Annotated in this window: 20 protein-coding genes; 13 read left to right on the top strand and 7 right to left on the bottom strand. The window is 41.7% G+C overall.

All coding sequences use genetic code 11. From position 1 onward, the window contains the following. Positions 1 to 9: 9 nt before the first annotated feature. Positions 10 to 1,998, bottom strand: coding sequence for a S9 family peptidase (locus AC4E92_RS01295; RefSeq protein ID WP_490238768.1), 1,989 nt, complete (start codon positions 1,996 to 1,998; stop codon positions 10 to 12). Between the two features lie 339 nt (positions 1,999 to 2,337). Between AC4E92_RS01295 and AC4E92_RS01290 the strand changes: the two genes are divergently transcribed. The 6 genes from AC4E92_RS01290 to AC4E92_RS01265 all read left to right on the top strand — a co-directional run bounded on the left by AC4E92_RS01290 (position 2,338) and on the right by AC4E92_RS01265 (position 9,558). Continuing rightward, positions 2,338 to 3,606 (top strand): TrpB-like pyridoxal phosphate-dependent enzyme, encoded by a 1,269-nt coding sequence (locus AC4E92_RS01290; RefSeq protein ID WP_490238767.1) that lies wholly within the window; start codon positions 2,338 to 2,340, stop codon positions 3,604 to 3,606. A gap of 136 nt (positions 3,607 to 3,742) precedes the next feature. Then, entirely contained in the window at positions 3,743 to 4,789 is a 1,047-nt protein-coding gene (locus tag AC4E92_RS01285; RefSeq protein WP_490238766.1) for a hypothetical protein, read from the top strand. A 46-nt stretch (positions 4,790 to 4,835) separates the two neighbouring features. Further along, a complete protein-coding gene (locus AC4E92_RS01280; RefSeq protein ID WP_490238765.1) occupies positions 4,836 to 5,519 on the top strand; it encodes a hypothetical protein in 684 nt (227 codons plus the stop codon). A gap of 73 nt (positions 5,520 to 5,592) precedes the next feature. Then, entirely contained in the window at positions 5,593 to 7,230 is a 1,638-nt protein-coding gene (locus tag AC4E92_RS01275) for a COG1470 family protein (RefSeq protein ID WP_490238764.1), read from the top strand. Then, the gene (locus AC4E92_RS01270) at positions 7,227 to 8,384 is read left to right on the top strand and encodes a type II secretion system protein GspD (protein WP_490238763.1); all 1,158 of its coding nucleotides are present in this window, start codon (positions 7,227 to 7,229) and stop codon (positions 8,382 to 8,384) included. The genes AC4E92_RS01275 and AC4E92_RS01270 overlap by 4 nt, the downstream gene beginning before the upstream one ends. Before the next feature lie 13 nt (positions 8,385 to 8,397). After that, positions 8,398 to 9,558 carry a hypothetical protein gene (locus AC4E92_RS01265; protein ID WP_490238762.1) on the top strand — a complete coding sequence of 387 codons (1,161 nt, stop codon included), beginning with the start codon at positions 8,398 to 8,400 and terminating at the stop codon, positions 9,556 to 9,558. Positions 9,559 to 9,766: 208 nt separating this feature from the next. Here the strand turns inward: AC4E92_RS01265 and AC4E92_RS01260 are convergent, their stop codons facing one another. Beyond that, the gene (locus tag AC4E92_RS01260) at positions 9,767 to 10,318 is read right to left on the bottom strand and encodes an FAD-binding protein (RefSeq protein ID WP_490238885.1); all 552 of its coding nucleotides are present in this window, start codon (positions 10,316 to 10,318) and stop codon (positions 9,767 to 9,769) included. Positions 10,319 to 10,493: 175 nt separating this feature from the next. Here AC4E92_RS01260 and proC point away from each other — a divergent pair, with 175 nt between their 5' ends. Together proC and AC4E92_RS01250 are read left to right on the top strand one after the other, a co-directional pair. Then, complete coding sequence (proC, locus tag AC4E92_RS01255; protein WP_490238761.1) at positions 10,494 to 11,288, top strand: pyrroline-5-carboxylate reductase; 795 nt, start codon at positions 10,494 to 10,496, stop codon at positions 11,286 to 11,288. A 13-nt stretch (positions 11,289 to 11,301) separates the two neighbouring features. Continuing rightward, the gene (locus AC4E92_RS01250) at positions 11,302 to 11,754 is read left to right on the top strand and encodes a hypothetical protein (RefSeq protein WP_490238760.1); all 453 of its coding nucleotides are present in this window, start codon (positions 11,302 to 11,304) and stop codon (positions 11,752 to 11,754) included. Between the two features lie 5 nt (positions 11,755 to 11,759). Here AC4E92_RS01250 and AC4E92_RS01245 read toward each other — a convergent pair whose 3' ends face one another. Both AC4E92_RS01245 and AC4E92_RS01240 read right to left on the bottom strand, forming a co-directional pair. Continuing rightward, positions 11,760 to 12,404: a class II aldolase/adducin family protein gene (locus AC4E92_RS01245; RefSeq protein WP_490238759.1), complete on the bottom strand. Its 645-nt coding sequence runs from the start codon at positions 12,402 to 12,404 to the stop codon at positions 11,760 to 11,762. 9 nt (positions 12,405 to 12,413) lie between these two features. After that, positions 12,414 to 13,280 (bottom strand): diguanylate cyclase domain-containing protein, encoded by an 867-nt coding sequence (locus tag AC4E92_RS01240; RefSeq protein ID WP_490238758.1) that lies wholly within the window; start codon positions 13,278 to 13,280, stop codon positions 12,414 to 12,416. A gap of 183 nt (positions 13,281 to 13,463) precedes the next feature. Here AC4E92_RS01240 and aglA point away from each other — a divergent pair, with 183 nt between their 5' ends. Further along, the gene (gene aglA / locus AC4E92_RS01235; protein ID WP_490238757.1) at positions 13,464 to 14,912 is read left to right on the top strand and encodes an alpha-glucosidase AglA; all 1,449 of its coding nucleotides are present in this window, start codon (positions 13,464 to 13,466) and stop codon (positions 14,910 to 14,912) included. 43 nt (positions 14,913 to 14,955) lie between these two features. Then, on the top strand, positions 14,956 to 15,489 hold the full coding sequence (locus tag AC4E92_RS01230; RefSeq protein WP_490238756.1) for a hypothetical protein: 534 nt from the start codon (positions 14,956 to 14,958) through the stop codon (positions 15,487 to 15,489). Positions 15,490 to 15,555: 66 nt separating this feature from the next. Here the strand turns inward: AC4E92_RS01230 and AC4E92_RS01225 are convergent, their stop codons facing one another. From AC4E92_RS01225 to AC4E92_RS01215, 3 genes are all read right to left on the bottom strand, one after another. Then, positions 15,556 to 15,756: a cold-shock protein gene (locus tag AC4E92_RS01225; RefSeq protein WP_041082518.1), complete on the bottom strand. Its 201-nt coding sequence runs from the start codon at positions 15,754 to 15,756 to the stop codon at positions 15,556 to 15,558. Between the two features lie 81 nt (positions 15,757 to 15,837). After that, on the bottom strand, positions 15,838 to 17,178 hold the full coding sequence (mgtE, locus tag AC4E92_RS01220) for a magnesium transporter (protein WP_490238755.1): 1,341 nt from the start codon (positions 17,176 to 17,178) through the stop codon (positions 15,838 to 15,840). A 159-nt stretch (positions 17,179 to 17,337) separates the two neighbouring features. Next, complete coding sequence (locus AC4E92_RS01215; RefSeq protein WP_490238754.1) at positions 17,338 to 18,354, bottom strand: L-threonylcarbamoyladenylate synthase; 1,017 nt, start codon at positions 18,352 to 18,354, stop codon at positions 17,338 to 17,340. A gap of 105 nt (positions 18,355 to 18,459) precedes the next feature. Between AC4E92_RS01215 and AC4E92_RS01210 the strand changes: the two genes are divergently transcribed. From AC4E92_RS01210 to nuoF, 3 genes are read left to right on the top strand one after another with little or no spacing between them, the layout of a single operon-like run. Further along, positions 18,460 to 18,954, top strand: coding sequence for an NADH-quinone oxidoreductase subunit NuoE family protein (locus AC4E92_RS01210; protein WP_490238753.1), 495 nt, complete (start codon positions 18,460 to 18,462; stop codon positions 18,952 to 18,954). Further along, positions 18,954 to 19,331 carry a (2Fe-2S) ferredoxin domain-containing protein gene (locus tag AC4E92_RS01205; protein WP_490238752.1) on the top strand — a complete coding sequence of 126 codons (378 nt, stop codon included), beginning with the start codon at positions 18,954 to 18,956 and terminating at the stop codon, positions 19,329 to 19,331. The genes AC4E92_RS01210 and AC4E92_RS01205 overlap by 1 nt, the downstream gene beginning before the upstream one ends. Before the next feature lie 15 nt (positions 19,332 to 19,346). Next, a complete protein-coding gene (gene nuoF, locus AC4E92_RS01200; protein WP_490238751.1) occupies positions 19,347 to 21,146 on the top strand; it encodes an NADH-quinone oxidoreductase subunit NuoF in 1,800 nt (599 codons plus the stop codon). The last annotated feature ends 13 nt before the right edge of the window (positions 21,147 to 21,159 follow it).

Here is a 21,159-nt window from a genome sequence, read left to right as displayed (position 1 = left end):
GTTCAAGAGTCACTTCAAAAATTTGTTGAACCAGTCAGTGATTTCCTTCAGTCTTCTCAATCTGTGCTTTGGTTTTCCGCTTCGACTGAGCTCGTGATTTTCCCCTTTGAAGATCACCAGTTTTGATTCAACACCGTGATACTTAAGCGATGTAAACATCTGAATCGCTTCAGCGATCCAGCATCTATAGTCTTCATCTGAATGTATGAAAAGAGTTGGTGTCTTAACTCTGTCGGCGTATTTCATCGGTGAATGCCACCAGAGTTTTTCAAAATCCGTCCATGGATTTGCAAGATGCTGGTCTTCGACGAAAAAGTAGCCTATGTCAGTGGTGCCGAATTTTGAAATCCAGTTAGATATACTTCTCTGAGAAACAGCAGCTCTGAAACGGTCTGTTTGAGTTATGATCCAGTTTGTCATATATCCACCATAGGAACCACCGGTGACTCCTAACCTGTCTTTGTCTATAAAGTCAAACCTTTTAATCGATTCATCTACAAAATTCATCAGATCCTGGTAATCCACAGTTCCGTACTTTCCTCTGATATCCGCAAATTCATTACCTCTTCCGTCGCTCCCACGCGGATTCGTGTAAAGAACAACATATCCTTCATTTGCCCAAAACTGCATTTCATGAAAGAAAACCTCTCCGTAAACCGTCTTTGGTCCACCGTGAATATCGAGTATCGCGGGATATTTCTTTGAAGGATCAAAATCCGCCGGTTTTATGATCCAACCTTCAAAAACTGTGTTGTCAAAGACAAACTCAAATCTTTCCGGTTTACACACAGATCTTTGTTTGAGAACCCATTCGTTGAAGGATGTGATCTTTTTTTCTTGTCCATCGGACAGTTCATAGATTTCCTGTAAATTCATATTTTTAAGACCGACAAAAGCTATTCTATCTTTTACAACATCGAATCCATCCACGGAACCGTTGTCCAAAGTGAGTTTTTCTATTTTTCCACTCAGATCTATTCTGTTCAGGTATGAACTGTGCCATTCTGTAGTGACAAAGTAAAGGTGTTCTGAATCGACTTTGCTCATCCTACTGCTGCCATATCGGCAATCTGAGTTAACGCTGTTGTGGAGGCTGAAATCAAAATCCGGTGTGAGAACTACCACTTCACCGGTTTTTGGATCAAGCGCATAGAATTTCGGGTTCTCATTGATTCCGAACTTTTTCATGTTGGTGCCGGCAAATACAATCTTGTCCTTCAAAAAGTGGGCAAAGGTGTAATCAAAAGGATCTTCGTGCGTGAGCTTTGTAGATTTATTCTCAACTATGTCGTAAAGATACAGATCGGAGCGTATCTGCATCTTGTCAGTGAAACGGTTGGCTATGTACAGTAAAAGCGTCCTTTGTTCGTTCAGTGAGAACTGTTCGACATTGGTGAACTCATCGGTAATTGGTGTCAGCGAATTTTTCTGCAGGTCAAACAGGTATAACCTGATTCTTTTCTTATTTGTGAACCCGCTGCCATTTGACCAGAAAGGTATCTCATCCACGACCTGATAATCCTTCTCTTCTTTGACTTTTTTCAGATATTCTTCTTTTTCTTTTTCATTCATTTTGGAAAGATCCTGCAAGTTGTTGTCCCAAATGGCTGTTAATACAAATCTGTTCTGGTCAAGTTTTTCAATCTGCTTGACTGTCAATGGCACTTCGAAAGCCCTTTGAGCTTCACCTCCAAAGATGTTGATTTTATAAAAGATCGTGAATGGCTCTGAATTTTCCTTCCTTTTTCTGTCTTTTTCTTCTCTCAGACTTGGGAACAATATAGTCTGTTCATCAAGCCAGATGAACGTACTTTCCTGCCCGAAGGTTGTCAGTTGTTTTACATCACCATCTTTATAGAGCCAGATTGTTGAAAGATATCTGTTATCGTCGTAATCGCTTTCATGAACTACGAAGGCAAGATATTTCCCGTCCTCGGAAAAGGTTGGATTTGACAAAAACTTGTAATTCAGAAAATCATCGATTTTAAGTCTTTCCACAGTCTCAACCCCTTTTCTTTGTTCGCTAATAGTACAATTTTAATTTTACCACCAGTTAGGGGGAAAATAGTAATTAAGATCGGTAATTTTCGCAGATATATTAAATTGCCATTGAAATCACTTGACTTTGAATCATTCTGGGTGTATCATCAAGCACAAGAGGTGCAAATGCTTGAGTATTTTTCTTAAAGGTTTTGTTGCCATAGTTGATAACAATCAATGGTGGTGGTACTGCCCCAATTCGGTGGGGTAGTACCACTTTTGTTTTGCTACACCGAATTGGGGCTCTCAACAAAGAGAGCCCCTTTTTTTTATTTTAAATCATCAGGAGGTGGTTTTATGAGAATCAGGGTGGATCTAAAGGTCGACGAAATTCCAAGGTACTGGTACAACGTGCTGGCTGATCTGCCGTTCAAACTCGATCCCCCACTCGATCCAAAAACAAAACAGCCCATATCACCACAAGCACTTTCGGCAATTTTCCCGATGCCTTTGATCGAACAGGAGGTAAGTGACAGGCGCGAGATTCCAATTCCAGAAGCAGTCCTCGAAGAGTACGCTGTCTTTAGACCAACTCCTTTGATCAGGGCAACTTATCTTGAACAGTTTTTGCAGACTCCAGCCAAGATCTACTACAAATACGAAGGTGCAAGCCCAACTGGCAGCCATAAGACGAACACAGCCCTTGCACAGGCTTATTACAACAAAATCTCTGGTACAGAAAGGCTTGTCACCGAAACAGGTGCAGGACAGTGGGGAAGCGCACTGTGCTATTCCGGTGCAAAATTCGGTTTAACAGTCAATGTTTTCATGGTCAAGATCAGTTATGAACAAAAGCCAATGCGAAAATACCTGATGAAGTTCTTCGGTGGAGATGTTGTACCAAGTCCAAGTGAACGCACCAAGTTCGGTAGATCTCTGCTTGAGAAAAATGGTGATATGCCAGGAAGTCTCGGTATAGCGATCAGCGAAGCAATCGAAGTCGCACTATCAGATCCAAAAACCAAGTATTCACTTGGAAGTGTTCTCAACCATGTTCTTCTGCATCAGACGGTGATAGGGCTTGAAATCAAAAAACAACTGCAGATCATTGATGAGAAACCAGACGTTGTTATAGGCTGCCATGGTGGGGGCTCAAACTTTGGTGGAACAATTCTGCCGTTTGTACCGGACAAACTTTCTGGAAAACAGATCAAACTCTTAGCCTGTGAACCAACTGCATGCCCATCTCTAACTCAGGGTCGTTACGAGTACGATTATGGAGATACCGCCGGAATGACACCGCTTTTGAAAATGTACACACTGGGCAAAGATTTCATCCCGCCCAAGATCCACGCGGGAGGCTTGCGCTATCACGGTGCTGCACCGATAATCTCCAAACTGGTTAAAGAAAAACTCGTTGAAGCAATTGCACTGGATCAGGATGAAGTTTTCAAAGCGGCAAAATTATTTGCGAGATTGGAAGGTATTGTTCCTGCACCAGAGAGTTCTTATGCAATTGCCGGAGCAATCAGAGAAGCTCAAATGGCAAAACAGGAAAAAGCCAGAAAAGTTATAGTTTTCAACCTCAGCGGTCACGGACTGTTTGATCTGACTGCTTACATCTGACTTCCCTCCTTTGGGGTGGGCGAGCTCACCCCATATTTTTTCAGCATATTTTGAGTATATTTTCAGAAGATTATCAGGGATTTATCAATGTTTTTTCAATGCCACCTGATAGATTTATAGCCAGGGGGTTATGAGAGTGGAAAGATTTCTGAATAATATAAAGATGTTAATAATATTCTTAATGACTCTCATAACCATTGGACTTTCTTACACACCTGCTCCAAAAGTTTACAGATACGATCCAGCAACAGGTCTTTGGCAAAGAGTGAATAAAGATGTATCGGAACTGATTGTTATGCCGAATGTACAGAGTGGTTCGTCCAACATAAGCGTGTCTCATGAAATAAACGGAACAATCGTTGTGGAGCCTGAAAACACAGAAAAGTTCTCAGTGAAAGGTCAGTGGTACTACTACATGGAATATGTTATCAGAAACAGCACAGAAAAAAGTTACTACGGTATCGTGGCTGGTCAGAATCAAAATATAGGTATAACAACTGTGTGGAACGACGACACCTACCTGTACATCAAATTTGAACTACTCTACGGATGGCTTGCAAGTGAATCTCACCTGAAGATAAGCTATCAAGAGCCCAGTGGAAATCAAAGTCCAGGTCAATTCCCTTACAAAACGGAGCACAATCCACCGACAGCCACTTATGAATACAAAGTCGACTACCGCAACTTGAAAGATATAAAGTGTATCCAAAACAAAGTCTTTATACTGCTTCATCTGTCGGTGAAAAAGAACAACCAGCAGGAGACTGCCTGGGCAGGAGGAGAGCCACCATCGGGTATGTGTGTGGAAGTTTCTAACTCAAAGATACTGTGGTACATCAGAAAACCGGGCAAATACGCCACCAATGCCTTTGAAGTCAAAGTCAACAGTGTGTATCCTGTGGTTGTCAGCTTCAGTAACTTTGATTATCTTCAACCACAAGGGGGGATAGGGCTTGAGGGTGTAGAGGTATATTATGCAATCAGCGACGATCTTACTGAAAACATCGATTGGATCAGTGCTCCTGCGTTAAACAACCGCTCTATGACACTCAGTTCTGGTTCATCGTCCGTGAATTTCTACCAGCTTGTAGATCTGAAAAATCAATCCTCAGGTATTTACAGAAACACCGGTACGATAACTTTCACAATTCAAAACTCCAAAGTTTATGTCGACAGAAAATAGGTTTTCACAAAATCTCACCCAAGAGGGTGAAAAGGAGGGAATTTTTATGAGAAAAGCTCTTATTCTTATCATGGCAGTTCTGGCAATAACAGCACTCGCAGTGTTCGCAACAGAAGAGTTAACAGTCTGGAAATGGACAGATAACGGATGGGTTTCGCTGGGTACGGGACAACCAGCAGTAGAGGCAAGGGCGTTCAAGAGTGGAGCAACCAATGGTAGTTGCAACAAATTCAACTGGACATTTAATTTTGAAACAGAAATTCAGGTTGCTCAGTGGGTTAACTGGCAAATCGATGGAACCAAATGGACATGGTATGTCAGAAAACCTGGAACTTACATTACAGATTGTATAAGCTTTTTCATTCAGAGCAATGGTGAAATAGTTATAAGCTTCACAGGTCTTGCAAGCCCGACATTTGTTCCAGGTACAACCCCACCATATTTTAACAGTGCAGTCAATCCGTACATCGATGCATGGTATGCCTACGGCATAGGCAATGAACCAACTGGTATCCAGGAAATTGCAGCTGCTGGACAGATGAACGATGTACACGTGTTTATACGTGATGATGCGGCTCTTCACGAAGGAATAAGCAGAAAGCTGTGGAACAAGATTAAAGTCGTAGAATGCAACTCTGCTGGAGTTTACAAAAACAGTGGTACTATAACAATAACATTGCAAAGACAGATGCCATGGATTGATGGAGCAAGTGGAAATTATAACTTCTGAGAACCAATGAACAGAAAATGCAGTAGGGGGGGAATCCCCCTACTGTTTTTAAGAAGGATTGGGGTGAATTTGCTTGAAAAAATTTTTGTATGTGTTTTTGATACTCATCTGCATGGATATTTTTGCTCAAGGAACTTTCGGCGTCAGGCTCGATCCAATGGTTGTGACAAAATCCGTCGCTCAAGGAAGCCAGTTCAGCTACGAAATTTATTTGGAAAATTCCGACCCACTCAATCCGGTAACTATAGAAGCAAAAGTCGAGGATGTTGTTGAAGATATCGATGGCATGTACAACATCGCTCCGGCCGGTTCGACGAAATATTCTGCCGCAAGATGGATCAAAGTCGATCCAGAGGTCTTTACCATTTCACCAAGTTCTGGTAAGCAGGTTACTGTGAATGTGAGCATTCCACGTGGGATCACAGGTGGAAGATATGCGGCTATTGTATTCAAAATCGTTCCCCCGCAGCAGACACCGCAGGTTATGGAAGAAGCTGTTGGCTTTGCTGTTCAGTTTCAGTTCCAGCTTGCAAGTTTCTTAGAGTTAACCGTGGAAGCTGGACAGAGAAGAATAGAGGCGTACGCTGTTGATTTCCAAATACAGAAAATAAGTGAGATAAAAAGCCTGATTGAAGTAGCAAGAATGGTTGGAGAAGATGCCACGGTGTTCAGTGTTTCTGTTTTAAACAAGAGCAATGTTCATGTACAGACAACAGGAGAGCTGACCATCAAAACATCGGAAGGTAGAACACTGGTAAAAATGCCGCTTGGTTCTGGCAGAGGGATAATATTACCGGATGCCACTGTGAAAATAAGAAGCATCACTACCAGAAAACTCCCCCCGGGAGATTACACGGCAAAAGCTGTTGTTAATTACGGCGGTCACAGACCTGCCATCGTCGAAACACAGTTTTCTGTCAAAGAAGACACAGCTCAAGTTGAACAGGCAAAAGTGAGTAGTGTTCCGATGTTTTATATCGAACCCGGGAACATAGAATTAAAGGTGATGCCAAAGACTTTCAGAAGTACACTGATCAGTATCACAAATCGCGGAAATGAAACTGCACAGATAAACGCCTCGATTTACCCTCTTGAATATGACATCAATGGTGAACTCGTTCCAATTGAAAATAGACAGAAAGCAGTTGATTGGATAGAATTATCGCCAAATTCATTTGAGCTGAAACCAAATCAAACTCGAAAATTGAGGATCGTTGCCAGACCACCAGAAGACGCTCTTGGTGGATATTACTTCGATCTGGTGTTTTCCTCTTCAAATGAAAATGCAAAAGCCGAGTTCGGAGCCAATCTTCTGGTTTATGTCGGATCAGATGAAACCATCGTCAAGAAACTTTCAGCAGATTTTCACTTAATTCAGCCAGTCGCAGATGGGCTGAATGTTGATCTGTTAGTCAGAAACGAAGGAAATTATCACGTCATTCCTTCGATAACAGTTGGTCTTGAAAAAGTCATACCACAGCGAGAAGAAGAAAACGGCGTGATATTCCCAGAGAGTACACAAAGACTTGTCAGCGCTTCTTATTCTGGAGAGATACCCATCCTTCCCGGTGAGGAAAGAATTTATGGTGTTATGCTTCCTGCTCAGATTCAGCCGGGTGAATACGAAGTTGTCGCGAGAATAGATTTCAAAGATGGTCAGCCGATCACGCTGAGAAAGAGAATCAAATTAGAGGGGGGCGAAGAAAAATGAAAAGATTCTCCACGTTGATAGTTTTTTTGATGGTTCTGACAGTATTTGCCGAGCAAGAGCCTCTTGTGACAAATATCTTTCAGGATACCTATATTCTCGACGCCCTTAGGGATATATCAGCTCAAACCGGTGTACCAATCATCGCAGATACCACCGTCAGTGGTTTTGTCACCATAGAATTGAATGAAGTGCCGCTCGAAAAGGCTTTGAAAATGATTCTCATGCCGGGTGGATATACCTTTATAAAGGTTGATGGTTTTTATTTTGTCGGCGCGCCAGATCCAAAAAACCCAGCGTTCAGATATCTTGCTCAGACCAAAGCAATAAAACCAAAGTATCTGAAAGTAGATTCGATCAAAAACCTGATACCATCTTTTTATGAACCTTTTCTGAAAATCGACACTCAGAACAACCTGATAACTATCACCGCACCCGAACAGATCATAGAGCGATTTGAAGAAGACCTACAGAAAATAGATCTTGCACCAAAACAGGTAAAGGTAAGTGTTGTCGTCACAGAGGTTTCGAAGGATGCCATGATGGATCTTGGCTTGGATCAACTTGGCTACAGTTTCGGAGCAAACCAGCAATTCAATGAGAACTGGTCTACTACGCTGGGATTAATATCCGGCGTGCTGTCTGTTCAGACAAACGCATTTGGAACGATTGTTGCCAGATTACAAGCCCTTGAAGAACAACACAAAGCGACCATAAAGGCAGATCCATGGATCATCGTTCAGGAAAACAAACCAGCAAGACTTTTTGTCGGTCAAAGAGAGATCATCATAATTCAGCCCGAAGCCGGTACAACCACAACACAGACTGTTGATGTTGGCGTGGGGCTCGATATCACAGCAAGAGTGCTTAAAGATAACGAGCTCGAGATAGCTGTCGCACCGAGCGTGAGTCATTTCTCAACAGCACAGATGAGCAGTTCTCTTTCCACAAAAAGAAGTGAATTGTCCACAACTCTTTGCATACAGAGCGGTCAAACAGTTGTGATAAGTGGTCTAACTGTTCAACAGTCATCTAATTCTTACACAGGTTTTCCATTCCTTGGAAACATACCGATTCTAAGATATCTCTTTGGTGTGAAATCCGACAGTGAGAACAAAAGAGAACTCGTGATATTTCTCAGCGCTGAAGTACTGTGAGGAAGTGTAGAAAATGGCAAGATCACGATTGATTCTCTCATTGCTTTTATTCTGTTCTTTCATTTTTGCCGCTCAGACTGTTGTGATATACCAGCTTGAAATAGTTCAGCTCAGTGATGAAACCATTGGCAAATTCAACTTCAAGGAACTTCATCTGGACAAACCTGATCTATCTAATTACGAATTCAGAATTCTCTATGATCCATCTGTGATGGAACTTTTAGTGAAAATTCCTTTTGTTACCGCAACCTTTGAGGTTGGCACAAAGCAGGAAAAAACAAAGACAATTTTCCGACCATGGGTTTCCACGCTCTTAGGTAAGCCTGCTGTTTTATTCGCTGGTACCAGCCAGCTGTCTCTTAAAACCGGCACGACAACCGGCAGTGGTTTAAGAATAGAACTCACTCCAGAGAGCATTTCAGATGAGAAAGTCAGCACCAAAGTTGTGATTTCAGATCCATACAATCCCACTTTATTTGACAATGAATTATGGATAGGTCAAGAATTTTCACCGGTTTGTCTGGCAACCGTCAAGACGCAGGAAAATATGAAGTACTTTGCGGTGTATATCAGGGCGTTTTTTGCAAATGAACCACCAAAAGAAAATATCGTTTTTGTCGGTGGAATGGATGAATTTGCAAATCTTTTCAATTCTTCAAGTGTCAATCACGAAAGTGAAGTTTACGGTTTTTTATTGACTGATTTTTCCGATTTCAGTGCACGCGCAGGTACCTGTTTGTGGTTTGCTGATTCACTGGTTTTTCAATCAGAGGTTGTGTTTATTCCATTCAGTGCCGTGGTGGCAATTGAAAATACCGTGGGTAAGGAAGGGCTCAGAGCGGGGATAAAATTCATTTACGATCAGGATTTTTTCATCGCTCTTGGTGTATCTGATTATTCAGAGCTTTCTGATGTACTCACACTATTTGCAGAGCTCTATCCATTCAAACTGTCGGTGACAGATTTTAAGTTTGCTGCACCTGTGTGGAAGGCTGGTGCAGTGCTCAATTTTGAAAATTTCTCAATTACCCTTGGTGCATACAACAATCGTGATATCAATATCTGGTTTGATGGAAGAATAAAAATGGCTCACGGTTTTTTCATGGTAATTGGTGGTGAATATTCGCTGAGCGGGAAAATACAGCTGAGAGCTGGACTCAGTGTTAAATTTTGACCCATGTTCTATACAAACGAAAGAACAACTTTCAAAGCTTGCCTTTCTTCAACCAGCTCAAGTGCCTGGTTTGATTGTGAGAAGATGTATGTTTTTCCAGACAAGATCATGGTAAACATCCAGCAAAATTGATTGCTGAGGCACGGCAACTCCCGCAATTAAATAGGTACCTCCCTTTCTCAGAAGCTTAAAACCTTCCAAAAGTGCTTTACTGCTGCCACTGGCTTCTATTACTATGTCCGCTCCCCTGCGGACCCCTGCTTTCATCTCTCAATAAAATTGAAGTTAAGATCACTCTTGCCAGAATGAGCATGTTTCTTGTCTCAAGAAAATGAGTCAAACCATTTTCATCTATGCAAATACCCTGATTCTCAATAGATTCGATAGTACTCAGAGCTTTTGTGATCTCCTGTTCCTGCCTGACAAGAAATGCTGATTCTGAAACAGTATCTGTGATCATTTTTCGTGCTTTTGAAGATGGTATTGTGCCATATGAGAATGGATCTTCATCTGGGTTGATTTGACTCAGTGTGATCTGTCTCGCTTCGATTGCAGCATTTCGACCGGCAATTTTCCCAAAGACCTGTGTGTCAAGTAGTGAGTTCCCGCCGGGTCTGTTTGCACCATGCTGTCCGCCAGCACATTCACCGGCGGCGTACAGTCCTTTGAGATTCGTTCGTGCATCGGTGTCGATTTTCACTCCACCCTGGAAATGCTGAATAGCATTTTGTATTTGCATAGGTTCTTTTGAAAGGTCAATATGTCTTTGTTTAAGCCATTCAAATACAGCTGGATTTATCTTAATGAGTCTTTCTTATGGCTTTCACTCTGCAAAAAACCACAGACAGAGCGAGAACAACTAAAGATCTAAAATGCAACAATAATCTTTCAAATATATGATATGATCGACAAAAAGAATGCAGGGGGAGTCTGCCATGATTGGAATAATCGGTGTTGGAAATATCGGTTCAATAATTGCAAAAAGACTTGTTGAAAGTGGTTACTTCAAACCACAGGAGGTTGTTTTGAGTAATCGATCTTTCAGCAAGATCAAGTCTTTTGCTGAAAATGGGTATCGAGTCACGACTAACAGAGAAACTATTGAAATGTGTGAAATAATATTTTTTTGCGTCAAGCCTCAGGACAGCGATCAGTTGTTTTCAAATATTGGGCAGATTGGCGATAAGGTTTTGATAAGCACAATGACAGCCGTGAGTATTGAAAAGATCATAAAACAAACACAGTGCAAGAAAGTCATAAGGATAATGCCAAATATTCCCAGCATGATTGGTAAAGGTGTGGTGGGTGCCGCGCGCTCTAAGCAGTTAGATGACGACACGTGGAATAAATGCTGTAAAATATTATCCTGCTTAGGAAAAATTGTTGAAGTTGATGAAGATCACATCGCGGCTGTGACTGCTTTGAGTGGTAGCGCGCCAGCTTTCATTTTTGTCATTATAGAAGCTTTGATCGATGCAGGTATCAGAATGGGGCTTTCATATGAGACTTCAAGGCTCATGGTACTTGAGACAATTATAGGTTCTGCAGAGCTTTTGCTCAAACTCAAAAATCACCCTGGTGAATTCAGACATGTGGTGACTTCACCCGGTGGAACAACAATAGAAGGAATATACAGAATGGAGAGAGAAGGTATCAGAGGAGCCTTGATGAAAACCATACAGGAAACATATCTGAAGGCATTACAACTACAAAAAGACCTGAATTTGTAAGAAGGTGGTTCAAATGGGGAAAATCAGTATAAGCGGCACATTAGTTGCTATTTTCTTGATCATCTTTGGTATATTTCTGATATTCAACCTCAATGCAAACTACGTCTGGTCTGTGATACTGATTGTGCTTGGACTTGGTTTTGAATTTGGTGCGTTTGGTAAGTCGACTGGCAGATTCATACCTGGTGGAATTCTCACCACCATAGGTCTTCTTTTACTTTTCTGTACTTTTAAAGGTTTTTCATACATGGTTTATCTCTGGCCCGTCTTTGTCATGGCACCGGCTGTTGGCATGATTCAAACTTATTTTGCCAGTCGCAGTAAAGGTGTTCTTGTCGGATCAATTATTCTTTTTTCAATCAGTGCAATTTTATTTGGTATAAGTTTGTATCAATCGCGAATGATTTTTGGAACACTCGTTGTCATATTTGGAATAATAATGCTCGTGGCAAGCAGAAAAAAGTGAACCACTTACCGTCGTTGCCCGTAGTTTTTCTTGAGAAATTCAATTGCTTCTTTTGCATGTTTTTCATCGATCGTTTGAACTGCGAAACCTGTTGAGAGTGCTGTGATATAAATCTGTGCGCCCCTTTCGACAGTTTCACACATATCGAATGCCTCTTTAAGTGTTCCCGCTGCGCAGATGAGTCCGTGGTTTGCCATAATAACCGCCCTGCTTTTTTTCATGCACTCAACAACGTTTTTGGCAAGTTCTAAGGAACCAGCATTTGCATATTCGCTGACAGGTATCAACTGACCGATCATCAAAAGCGTTTCATTAATTGCAGGCAATGGTTTACGGAGTACGGACAGAACTGTCGAGTAGATCGAATGGGTATGAATAACAGCGGCGATATCCTGAAAGGTTTTGTATATCATCGTGTGAAGTTGATACTCTATCGATGGCTTGAGATTTCCTTCGATCAACCGACCTTGTAAATCTATGACAGGTATGTCCTGGGGATGAAGTTCATCGTACGGAATTCCACTGGGTGTGATCAACAATAAATCATTGGAAACTCTCAAACTTATATTACCGGAAGTACCACTCACATGATTGGATCTGAGAATCTTCAAGCCAAACTGTACCACCTGACTCTTTTGTTCTTCGTACACTGTATCACCTCAAACTCCTTCAATTTGTGAAGAAAACATGTAACCGGCAGATGTGTTCTTTGCTCTGTACATAGCTCTATCTGCATTTTTGATCAGTTCTTCCACTGTTTTTCCATCATCTGGGAAAACTGCTATACCTGCACTTGCCCCAAGACAGAATTGTACACCATTGATTATAATTGGGCGAGAAATTTTTTCAACAACTCTTTTTGCCACCTCCTCAGCCACCTTCCAGTCTGAATCTGGTAAAAAGAACACAAATTCATCTCCACCAAACCTTGCTATTAGATCTTTATTTCTAACAGTGGTCTTAATCCTTTTACCGACTATCCCAAGTACCTCATCTCCAGTGTGATGACCGTGGTAATCGTTGACAGATTTGAATTTGTTCAGATCAACATATATAATAGCTGCATTTTTATCTTTCTCAGACAGAACTCTAAGTGTTTTTTGTGCCTGATATAAAAACGCATGCCTGTTCATCAAACCCGTTAATGAATCCGAAAAAGCCAGGTTGAATAATTGATCATTCAAAACATTTCTGGACAGCAAAATCAGGCTGACTGCTACCAGAACAACACCACTTGTTTCCAAAATCACACCTATTTCAGAAACTATCTTAGTAGAGGAAATGATTCCAACGATTTTGAATATTTTTGAATAAGCAAAAAGAAATACACCAGCTTTCAAAAAGATATAAGAATAACTGAAAAGAATGCATATTATGAAAATACGTGCAAAAAAATCCATGATCTCAAAATAGCCAAGGCCACCAACATTCTGATTTTTCGGATACAGTATCAACAAAATCAGCATCGTGAAAAGAAAAACCATAAACAATCTGATGAACCCTTTTTGCCGCTTTCTGGTTTTCACTTTATCACCCCGGATACTCCCCCATTGTAAATTTTACACCCAAACCGAGATTCACATAAGCATTTGTGATCCAGCGAATAAAGTGATAAAATTAAAAAAGTAGAAATTTTTTGTTTGAGTTTTCATGCTGAAAAGTAGACCGAGCCTTTGAGTTGCTTGGTATCAGACAGAAGGAGGTGGACTATGGCACCTGTGAAGATCAGTATCATTGGAGCCGGCAGCGCAGTGTTTTCCATGAGACTGGTGAATGATCTTTGTAAGACGAACAGCCTTGCTGGGAGTCTGGTGTCATTGATGGATATCGATGAAACCAGATTGAACGGTGTCTATGATCTCGCAACAAGGTACGTTAAGGAACTCGGAGGAGATCTGCGTTTTGAGAAAACCACACGACTTGAAGATTCGCTGAGAGATGCAGACTTTGTGATAAACACAGCCATGGTTGGTGGACATAGCTATCTTGAAAGAACCCGACAGATCGGCGAAAAATACGGGTATTATAGGGGAATTGATACTCAGGAGTTCAACATGGTTTCAGATTACTACACCATCAGCAACTTTAACCAGTTGAAGTTTTTCGTTGACGTGGCAAGAAAAATGGAGGAACTCTGTCCAAATGCATGGCTTTTGCAAACAGCAAATCCCGTCTTCGAGGGTACAAACCTGATAAATCGATGTTCAAAAATCAAGGTAGTGGGATTTTGCCACGGACACTACGGTGTTCATGAAATGGTCGAAGCTCTCGGACTGGATATGAAAAAAGTTGACTGGCAGGTAGCCGGATTCAATCACGCTATCTGGCTCAATAGATTTCTCTACGACAAAAGCGATGGCTATCGATTCGTCGAAAAGTGGATTGAACAGAATTCAAAATCGTGGAAACCAAAAACACCCTTTGATTTGCAATTGAGCCCCGCTTCCATTGATATGTACAAATTCTACGGTCAGATGCCCATAGGTGATACTCCAAGGAACGGTTCATGGAAATACAATTACAACCTTGAGGTGAAGAAGAAATGGTATGGAGAACCATGGGGAGGTGCCGACTCAGAACTTGGATGGAAATGGTATCAAGACAGGCTGAAGATGATAACAGACGCGATAAATTATCTGTCGACAAACAAATCCATCAAACTCCTTTCTTTAGAGTCTTACCTTAAATTCCTGCCAAAGGGATCTGTACCTGAAGAACTCAAGCAAGAAATAAAAATCTTCACATCCCCCACCGCTCTAAGCGGAGAACAACACATACCCTTCATAGACGCAATTGTCAACAACAACGCTCAAAGATTTGTCATAAATGTTCCAAACCGGGGGTATATACCACAGATACCAGACCAAGTTGTGGTCGAAGTGCCTGCAATAGTTGATAGAAACGGCTGGCACGTGGAAAAAATCGACCCGCCGTTGAGTGAAAAGGTCATAAAAATGTACCTGTTTCCAAGGATGCTCAGGATGGAATGGGCGCTGTATGCGATAATGAACGGTGATAAAGAAGCTCTGGTGGAAATATTGATTAAAGATGTAAGAACAAAATCTTACGAACAAGCTGTAAAAGTCATAGAGGAAATAATGTCTCTGCCGGAAAATGAAGCAATGAAAAACCATTACAACAATCGACAAAAATTGTGATATACTTTCTGACAGAACTGTTATTCTGAAGGGAGGAATATGAATGAAGAAAGTGTTGGTCTTATTTGCAGCTCTTCTGGGTGTTGTTGCTCTGGCTCAGGTGAATACCGATATCTTTGGTTCTTACGATTTTGTGTTGTTTGCTACACCAACCACTGCATCTCCAACTGCCTATGTATCTTTTGGAGCGCTGATAACGTATGAAGTATCCGAAGGTGTAGAAATTGGTGGGGGAGTTGGACTGTCCTGGTTCATTTCTAATTCGACAGATACCATAGCAAATTTCTTAGGTGGTGTAGATACTCAGTATACGCTTGATCTATTAGTTGCGGCTAAATACAATCTGCCGATCGATGATTTTTCATCTGTTACAGTCAAAGGTTACGGTGGTTTATCGATACCTGGTTTTACAAATTTTGATAAACTTGGTTATGTAGTTGGAATAGGTGTCTTTTACACCTTTGATATGAGCAACTTTGCCATTGGAGCAGGAGCAGGCATAGAAATGAGAACATATGGTAACAATAATAGTTGTACATCAGTACCTGTCGGAGCAAATGTGTCCATAAGATTCTAAGGTGCAAATTGAGAAAATAAAAGCCCCGCACATTGCGGGGCTTTAATTATGGTCAGGTTTTTGCCATCACCCAACAACTTTTACATGGGCTGCCTGAGGACCTTTTGGACCATCTTGAATCTCGAATTCAACTTCCTGACCTTCCTTGAGGGTTTTGAAGCCGTCCATTTCTAATGCTGACCAGTGGACAAAAACATCTCCACCCTCCTTCTTAGTGATAAAACCATACCCCTTTTTGGGGTCAAACCACTTGACAGTACCTTTCATGGTAAAACTCCTCCCTGCAAAAACGAAATAACCCCTTTCGGGCTTACAAGATTATACGCCCTTTAGCAAAAAAAGTCAAAATCACCCGAGCATCATATGAACAATGATGAAGTACATAACAATTCCCGCAACATCGACTATGGTTGTCAGCAGTGGACCAGCCATTAAAGCCGGGTCTATATGTACAAGACGCGCTAAGAACGGCAGAAAAGCACCAAGGATGTTAGCAAAAATCACAACAACAGTCAAAGCTAAGGAAACCGCCAATCCAACTTTGATAGACGGACTGATCATCATCGATCTGAAAAATAAAACCAGACCAAGCAAGATCCCAAGCACAGAGCCGATCAGTATCTCACGTAAAATGATCTTCCACCAATCTTTTGATTTTATCTCACCAAGTGCCATGCCTCTTATGATAAGTGCTGAAATCTGCGAACCAATATTTCCCCCGGTGTCCATCATTGTCGGCATAAAAGCAGCAACTATGGGCAAAGATGCGAGAAAATGCTCAAATTTTGCTATCACATTACCGTTGATACTTTCAATTAAAAGCAAAGCCACAAGCCAGGGCAGTCTTTTAAATACCAATTTCCATCCACTCACGTGAAGATAAGGTTCTTCGGTTGTAACTATCGAGCTCATTTTCTGGATGTCTTCCGTTGCCTCTTCATCTATCACATCTACGATGTCATCTATGGTGATGATCCCTATCAGTCGCTGTTCGCTGTCCACAACTGGTACGACAAACAGGTCATACTTTCTCATTATCTGAGCAACTTCTTCCTGATCTGTGGTGGCATAAACAAAAATAGGTTCTGAATTCATGATCTGTTCAACTAAGGAAGTCGGTTCTGCAAAGATCAAATCCTGCAGTTCCACGCTACCAAGCAACTTTCTTGATCTATCTATTACGGGCATCAGGTGAACTGTTTCTTTGTCCTTACCCTCCTTCCTGATCTTCTCCAGGGCTTCGCTAACAGTCATACCTGAATACAGCTCAAGGCACTTTGGAGTTGTCAAACGACCCGCAGAGTTCTCAGGATAGTTGAGCAAAGACAAAGTAATTTTTCTCTCTTCTGGCGTCAGATAGGAAAGCAATTTGTTCACAACGTTTGCCGGCATTTCTTCCAAAAGCTCTGCTCTGTCATCTGGATCCATTGAAGATATGATTTCTCTGAGCCTTTCTTCCTTGAACAACTTTATTAATGCTATCTGGTCATCTGTCTCAAGCTCACTGAAAACCAAAGCTGCCTGGTCTTTGGGAAGCAGACGAAAAACTATTATCTTTTCATCTGGCGGAAGTTCTTCAATCATTTCAAGTATTTCGGCAGGTTCCTGTTGGGTCAGTATCGTTTTCAGCGTTCTGAAATCTCCATTTTCGATAAACCTTTTGATATCGACTTGCACTTTTACTTTCATCAAGTCACCTCCTCAATATCTATGGCGGTAAACTGAATGAACTACTGGTGCTTTCCAAGGAAACTCACCTCCTCAAAAGTGGTCTCACTGTTATTTTACGCGTTGATAAACATTTTTGCCGATGAAAATCTTTAAAAACCAGGCACCGTGAAGTTACAGTTATTCTACAATCTCGGTTGCGGCTTTTCTCAAGCGATTCATTACAGAAAAAAGTATACCTTTTGGTTCAAAACCAATTACAATTGCAGCTTCAACTGTAACTGAGTCCACCGTTCTGAGTACGTGAAAAAGATTCTGAGCAATCGTGAAAGGTTCTTTCAGCGTCCCAAGAACGATGGTTTTTCTACCATAGAACTTTGTAACCATTTCTTGAGGACATATGACGGGGGCATCAGGGTATTTCAAGAGTATTTCATCGAGTCTTTTTTCATTCACCACAAGAATCAAAGGTTTTTCGGGTGCATAGTGTCTGTAAGTCATACCAGGGGAAAGTGGTCTGACAGGCTCGTCCACTTTTTTCAGAAGAAACTCTGGAATTTCGAGATTTGGTATGAGTCTTTGTATTTCCTCTATTGTGGCAGGACCCGGGCGCAAAAGAACGGGCTTTTGTCTTGAAAAGTCTACTATGGTTGACTCAATTCCAAAAGGAGTTTCTCCACCATCTATGATCGCATCAACCAAACCATAAAGATCTTCTATCACGTGTTCAGCTCTTGTTGGGCTTGGTCTTCCAGATAGATTTGCACTCGGTGCGGCTACGGGTGTACCACACAGCATCAAAAACTTCTGTGCAACCGGATGGCTTGGCATTCTGACGGCTATGGTTTCAAGTCCTCCTGTTACTTCTTTCGGAACAGCGGGCTTTTTTCTGAATATGAGAGTTACTGGACCGGGCCAGAAAACATCCATGATCGCAGAAGCTTTCTGGTAATCCTGATCTATGAGATCGCCAAGTTGTTTTCTATCAAATATGTGAACGATCAAAGGATTATCGGCAGGTCTGTTTTTTATTTGAAAAACTTTCAATACAGCTGATACATTGAAACAATCGGCACCAAGGCCATAGACTGTTTCTGTAGGAAACGCAACAACACCACCTTCCCTTATCAAATCAGCCGCCTTGCGAAGGACATCTTCAGCTGGTTTAAGCGGGTCTACTTTAATCAGCATGGTCATTTTCTATCCCTCCATTATTTACTTTACCATCACATGTGCTTTTTTCAACCAAAAGTGGTATAATCGAGCTGAAGTTTGTGAATTTATTAACAGGAGGTGGAACAATTGCCAGATCTCTGCACTACAGGTGAACGACTGTTCAAGGAATTGGACAACTACATCAGTTCTATCGGTGCAAAACCGGATAAGCTCATCTCTGTCTTGCAAAAAGCCCAGGAGTTGTTTGGTTATCTTTCCGTAGAGGTGCAGCAGCATATTGCAGATGCACTTAACATCCCGGTCTCTCAAGTCTATGGAGTTGTGACCTTCTACAATTTCTTTTCAACCAAACCGAAAGGAAAGGTACAGATCAAGGTATGTCTTGGTACAGCCTGCTACGTCAAGGGTGGAGACAGAGTTTTCGAGAGGTTTTTAGAAGAACTTGGCACGAAACCAGAAGAGCCGACCAAGGATGGACAATTTTCAGTTCATCCCGTCAGGTGCCTCGGCGCTTGCAGTATGGCACCGGTGGTTCTCATAGGTGAAAAGGATTTCTATGGCAGAGTAAAGCCAGATATGGTTCCAAGGATTATTGAAAAATACAAGGAGGTGAAGGAATAATGAACAAAATAAAATCGATTGAGGATTTAATGAAAATCAAAGAGAAGGCTGTTAAAGAACTTCAGTTAAGAGATACGGGAAAAAGAGGAAAAATTACAGTGGCAATGGGTACCTGTGGTATAGCCGCTGGAGCCAAGGATACTCTCAAAGCTATTGTTGAAGCTCTCAGCGAGAATAATATCAACGACATCTCAGTTGTACAGTCAGGATGCATGGGCTTGTGTGAAGTTGAACCAACTGTTGAGGTGAGAATAGAAGGTCAAGAACCGGTCGTTTACGGTCATGTAACTCCCGAAAACGCAAGAAGAATCGTAAAACTACACATAATGTCCAATCAAATTGTCACTGACTTACTGGTCAAAAGAGGAGAAATCTAAGAAGAGGTGATCTGAGTGCCACTGGCAGCGACTACGATCCTGATTTGTGCAGGAGGTGCTTGCATTTCTGCAGGAGAAGAGAGCGTGAAGCAAGCACTTGAAAAAGAGATTGAAAAATACGCTCTGAATGATGTCGTGAGAGTTGTTGAAACTGGTTGTATGGGAGCCTGCAGTTTGGGACCTTTGATGGTAATCTACCCTGAAGGCGTTTTTTATCAAAAACTGACACCACAAGCCGCAAGAAAAATCGTTGAAGAACACATATTGAAGGGAAGAATTGTCAAGGAATACCTTTACAAAATGCCAACCGGTGAAACGATACCGCAAGCCGTTGAAAAGCTACCGTTTTTTGCAAAACAAGTGAAAATAGCCACACGAAATGTGGGTTATATAGATCCAGTCAATATCGAAGAGTACATAGCAAGAGACGGCTACTTTGCTCTGGCAAAAGTCTTGAAAGAAATGAGTCCTGAACAGGTCATAGAAGAAGTAAAGAAAAGTGGTCTTCGCGGTAGAGGTGGAGCAGGTTTCCCAACTGGTTTAAAATGGGAACTGACCAGAAAATCTAAAGGCGAGAGAAAGTACATCGTGTGCAATGCTGATGAAGGTGACCCCGGAGCATTCATGGATCGTTCGGTACTCGAAGGAGATCCACATACTGTACTCGAAGCGATGGCTATTGGTGGATATGCGATAGGTGCAAATCAGGGGTATATATACGTGAGGGCGGAGTATCCACTGGCTATTGAAAGGCTTAACATAGCTATTTCACAGGCAAAGGAATACGGTTTTCTTGGGCAAAACATCATGGGCAGCAACTTCGATTTTGACATCGAAATAAGAATAGGTGCAGGTGCTTTCGTGTGCGGTGAGGAAACGGCACTGATTGCGTCAATCGAAGGGAAAAGAGGTCAGCCTCGAGTTAAACCACCTTACCCTGCACAGAGTGGTGTTTGGGGTTGTCCAACTGTTATAAACAACGTTGAAACCTTCGCCTGTATACCACCAATCATAATCAAAGGAGCAGACTGGTTCAGAAGTATAGGCACAGAAAAATCCCCCGGTACAAAGGTTTTCGCTCTCGCTGGAAAGATTACCAACACAGGTCTTGTTGAAGTGCCGATGGGCATAACCTTAAAAGAACTTCTGTATGAAATAGGTGGTGGTTCATCAACAGGCAAAAAGATCAAAGCAGTACAGACCGGAGGTCCAAGTGGAGGTTGTATACCATCCGAGTACTTTGATACACCAGTGGATTATGAATCACTTCAGAAACTTGGTGCAATCATGGGTTCAGGCGGAATGATAGTAATGGATGAAGACGACTGTATGGTTGATGTTGCCAGATTTTTCCTGGAATTCACAGTAGATGAATCGTGTGGAAAATGTACTCCATGTAGGGAAGGGACAAGGCAGATGTTGAAGATCTTAGATAAGATAACATCCGGAGAAGGAACAGAAGAAGATCTTGAGGAGTTAGAGCATTTAGCAAATGTTATCAAAGACACATCCCTGTGCGGGCTTGGTCAAACAGCTCCTAATCCTGTTTTGAGCACCCTGAGATACTACCGCAAAGAGTACGAAGCACACGTTAAAGAAAAACGTTGTCCATCTCTCAAATGCAAAAAACTGATCAGATACACTATAGACCCGGCAAAATGTGTTGGATGTACCGCCTGTGCAAGAGTATGTCCTGTAAATGCAATTTCAGGTGAAGTAAGAAAAGTACACCAAATTGATAACGAGATCTGTATAAGATGCGGTAGCTGCATTGAAGTTTGTAGGTTTGGTGCAATAAGCAAAGTATCACCGTAAAAAGGGGGCGTTG

The sequence above is a fragment of the Pseudothermotoga sp. genome (assembly GCF_031962025.1).
Taxonomy (GTDB): domain Bacteria; phylum Thermotogota; class Thermotogae; order Thermotogales; family DSM-5069; genus Pseudothermotoga_B.
This window is presented reverse-complemented; position numbering and strand designations above follow the sequence as displayed.

Excerpts from the sequence above, each read along its gene's own strand:
- mgtE (WP_490238755.1), bottom strand. The coding sequence starts at position 17,178 with ATGAAAGTAAAAGTGCAAGTCGATATCAAAAGGTTTATCGAAAATGGA.
- AC4E92_RS01250 (WP_490238760.1), top strand. The coding sequence starts at position 11,302 with ATGGGGAAAATCAGTATAAGCGGCACATTAGTTGCTATTTTCTTGATC.
- AC4E92_RS01225 (WP_041082518.1), bottom strand. The coding sequence starts at position 15,756 with ATGAAAGGTACTGTCAAGTGGTTTGACCCCAAAAAGGGGTATGGTTTT.
- AC4E92_RS01290 (WP_490238767.1), top strand. The coding sequence starts at position 2,338 with ATGAGAATCAGGGTGGATCTAAAGGTCGACGAAATTCCAAGGTACTGG.
- AC4E92_RS01280 (WP_490238765.1), top strand. The coding sequence starts at position 4,836 with ATGAGAAAAGCTCTTATTCTTATCATGGCAGTTCTGGCAATAACAGCA.
- AC4E92_RS01215 (WP_490238754.1), bottom strand. The coding sequence starts at position 18,354 with ATGACCATGCTGATTAAAGTAGACCCGCTTAAACCAGCTGAAGATGTC.
- proC (WP_490238761.1), top strand. The coding sequence starts at position 10,494 with ATGATTGGAATAATCGGTGTTGGAAATATCGGTTCAATAATTGCAAAA.
- AC4E92_RS01230 (WP_490238756.1), top strand. The coding sequence starts at position 14,956 with ATGAAGAAAGTGTTGGTCTTATTTGCAGCTCTTCTGGGTGTTGTTGCT.
- AC4E92_RS01205 (WP_490238752.1), top strand. The coding sequence starts at position 18,954 with ATGAACAAAATAAAATCGATTGAGGATTTAATGAAAATCAAAGAGAAG.
- AC4E92_RS01270 (WP_490238763.1), top strand. The coding sequence starts at position 7,227 with ATGAAAAGATTCTCCACGTTGATAGTTTTTTTGATGGTTCTGACAGTA.
- AC4E92_RS01265 (WP_490238762.1), top strand. The coding sequence starts at position 8,398 with ATGGCAAGATCACGATTGATTCTCTCATTGCTTTTATTCTGTTCTTTC.
- aglA (WP_490238757.1), top strand. The coding sequence starts at position 13,464 with ATGGCACCTGTGAAGATCAGTATCATTGGAGCCGGCAGCGCAGTGTTT.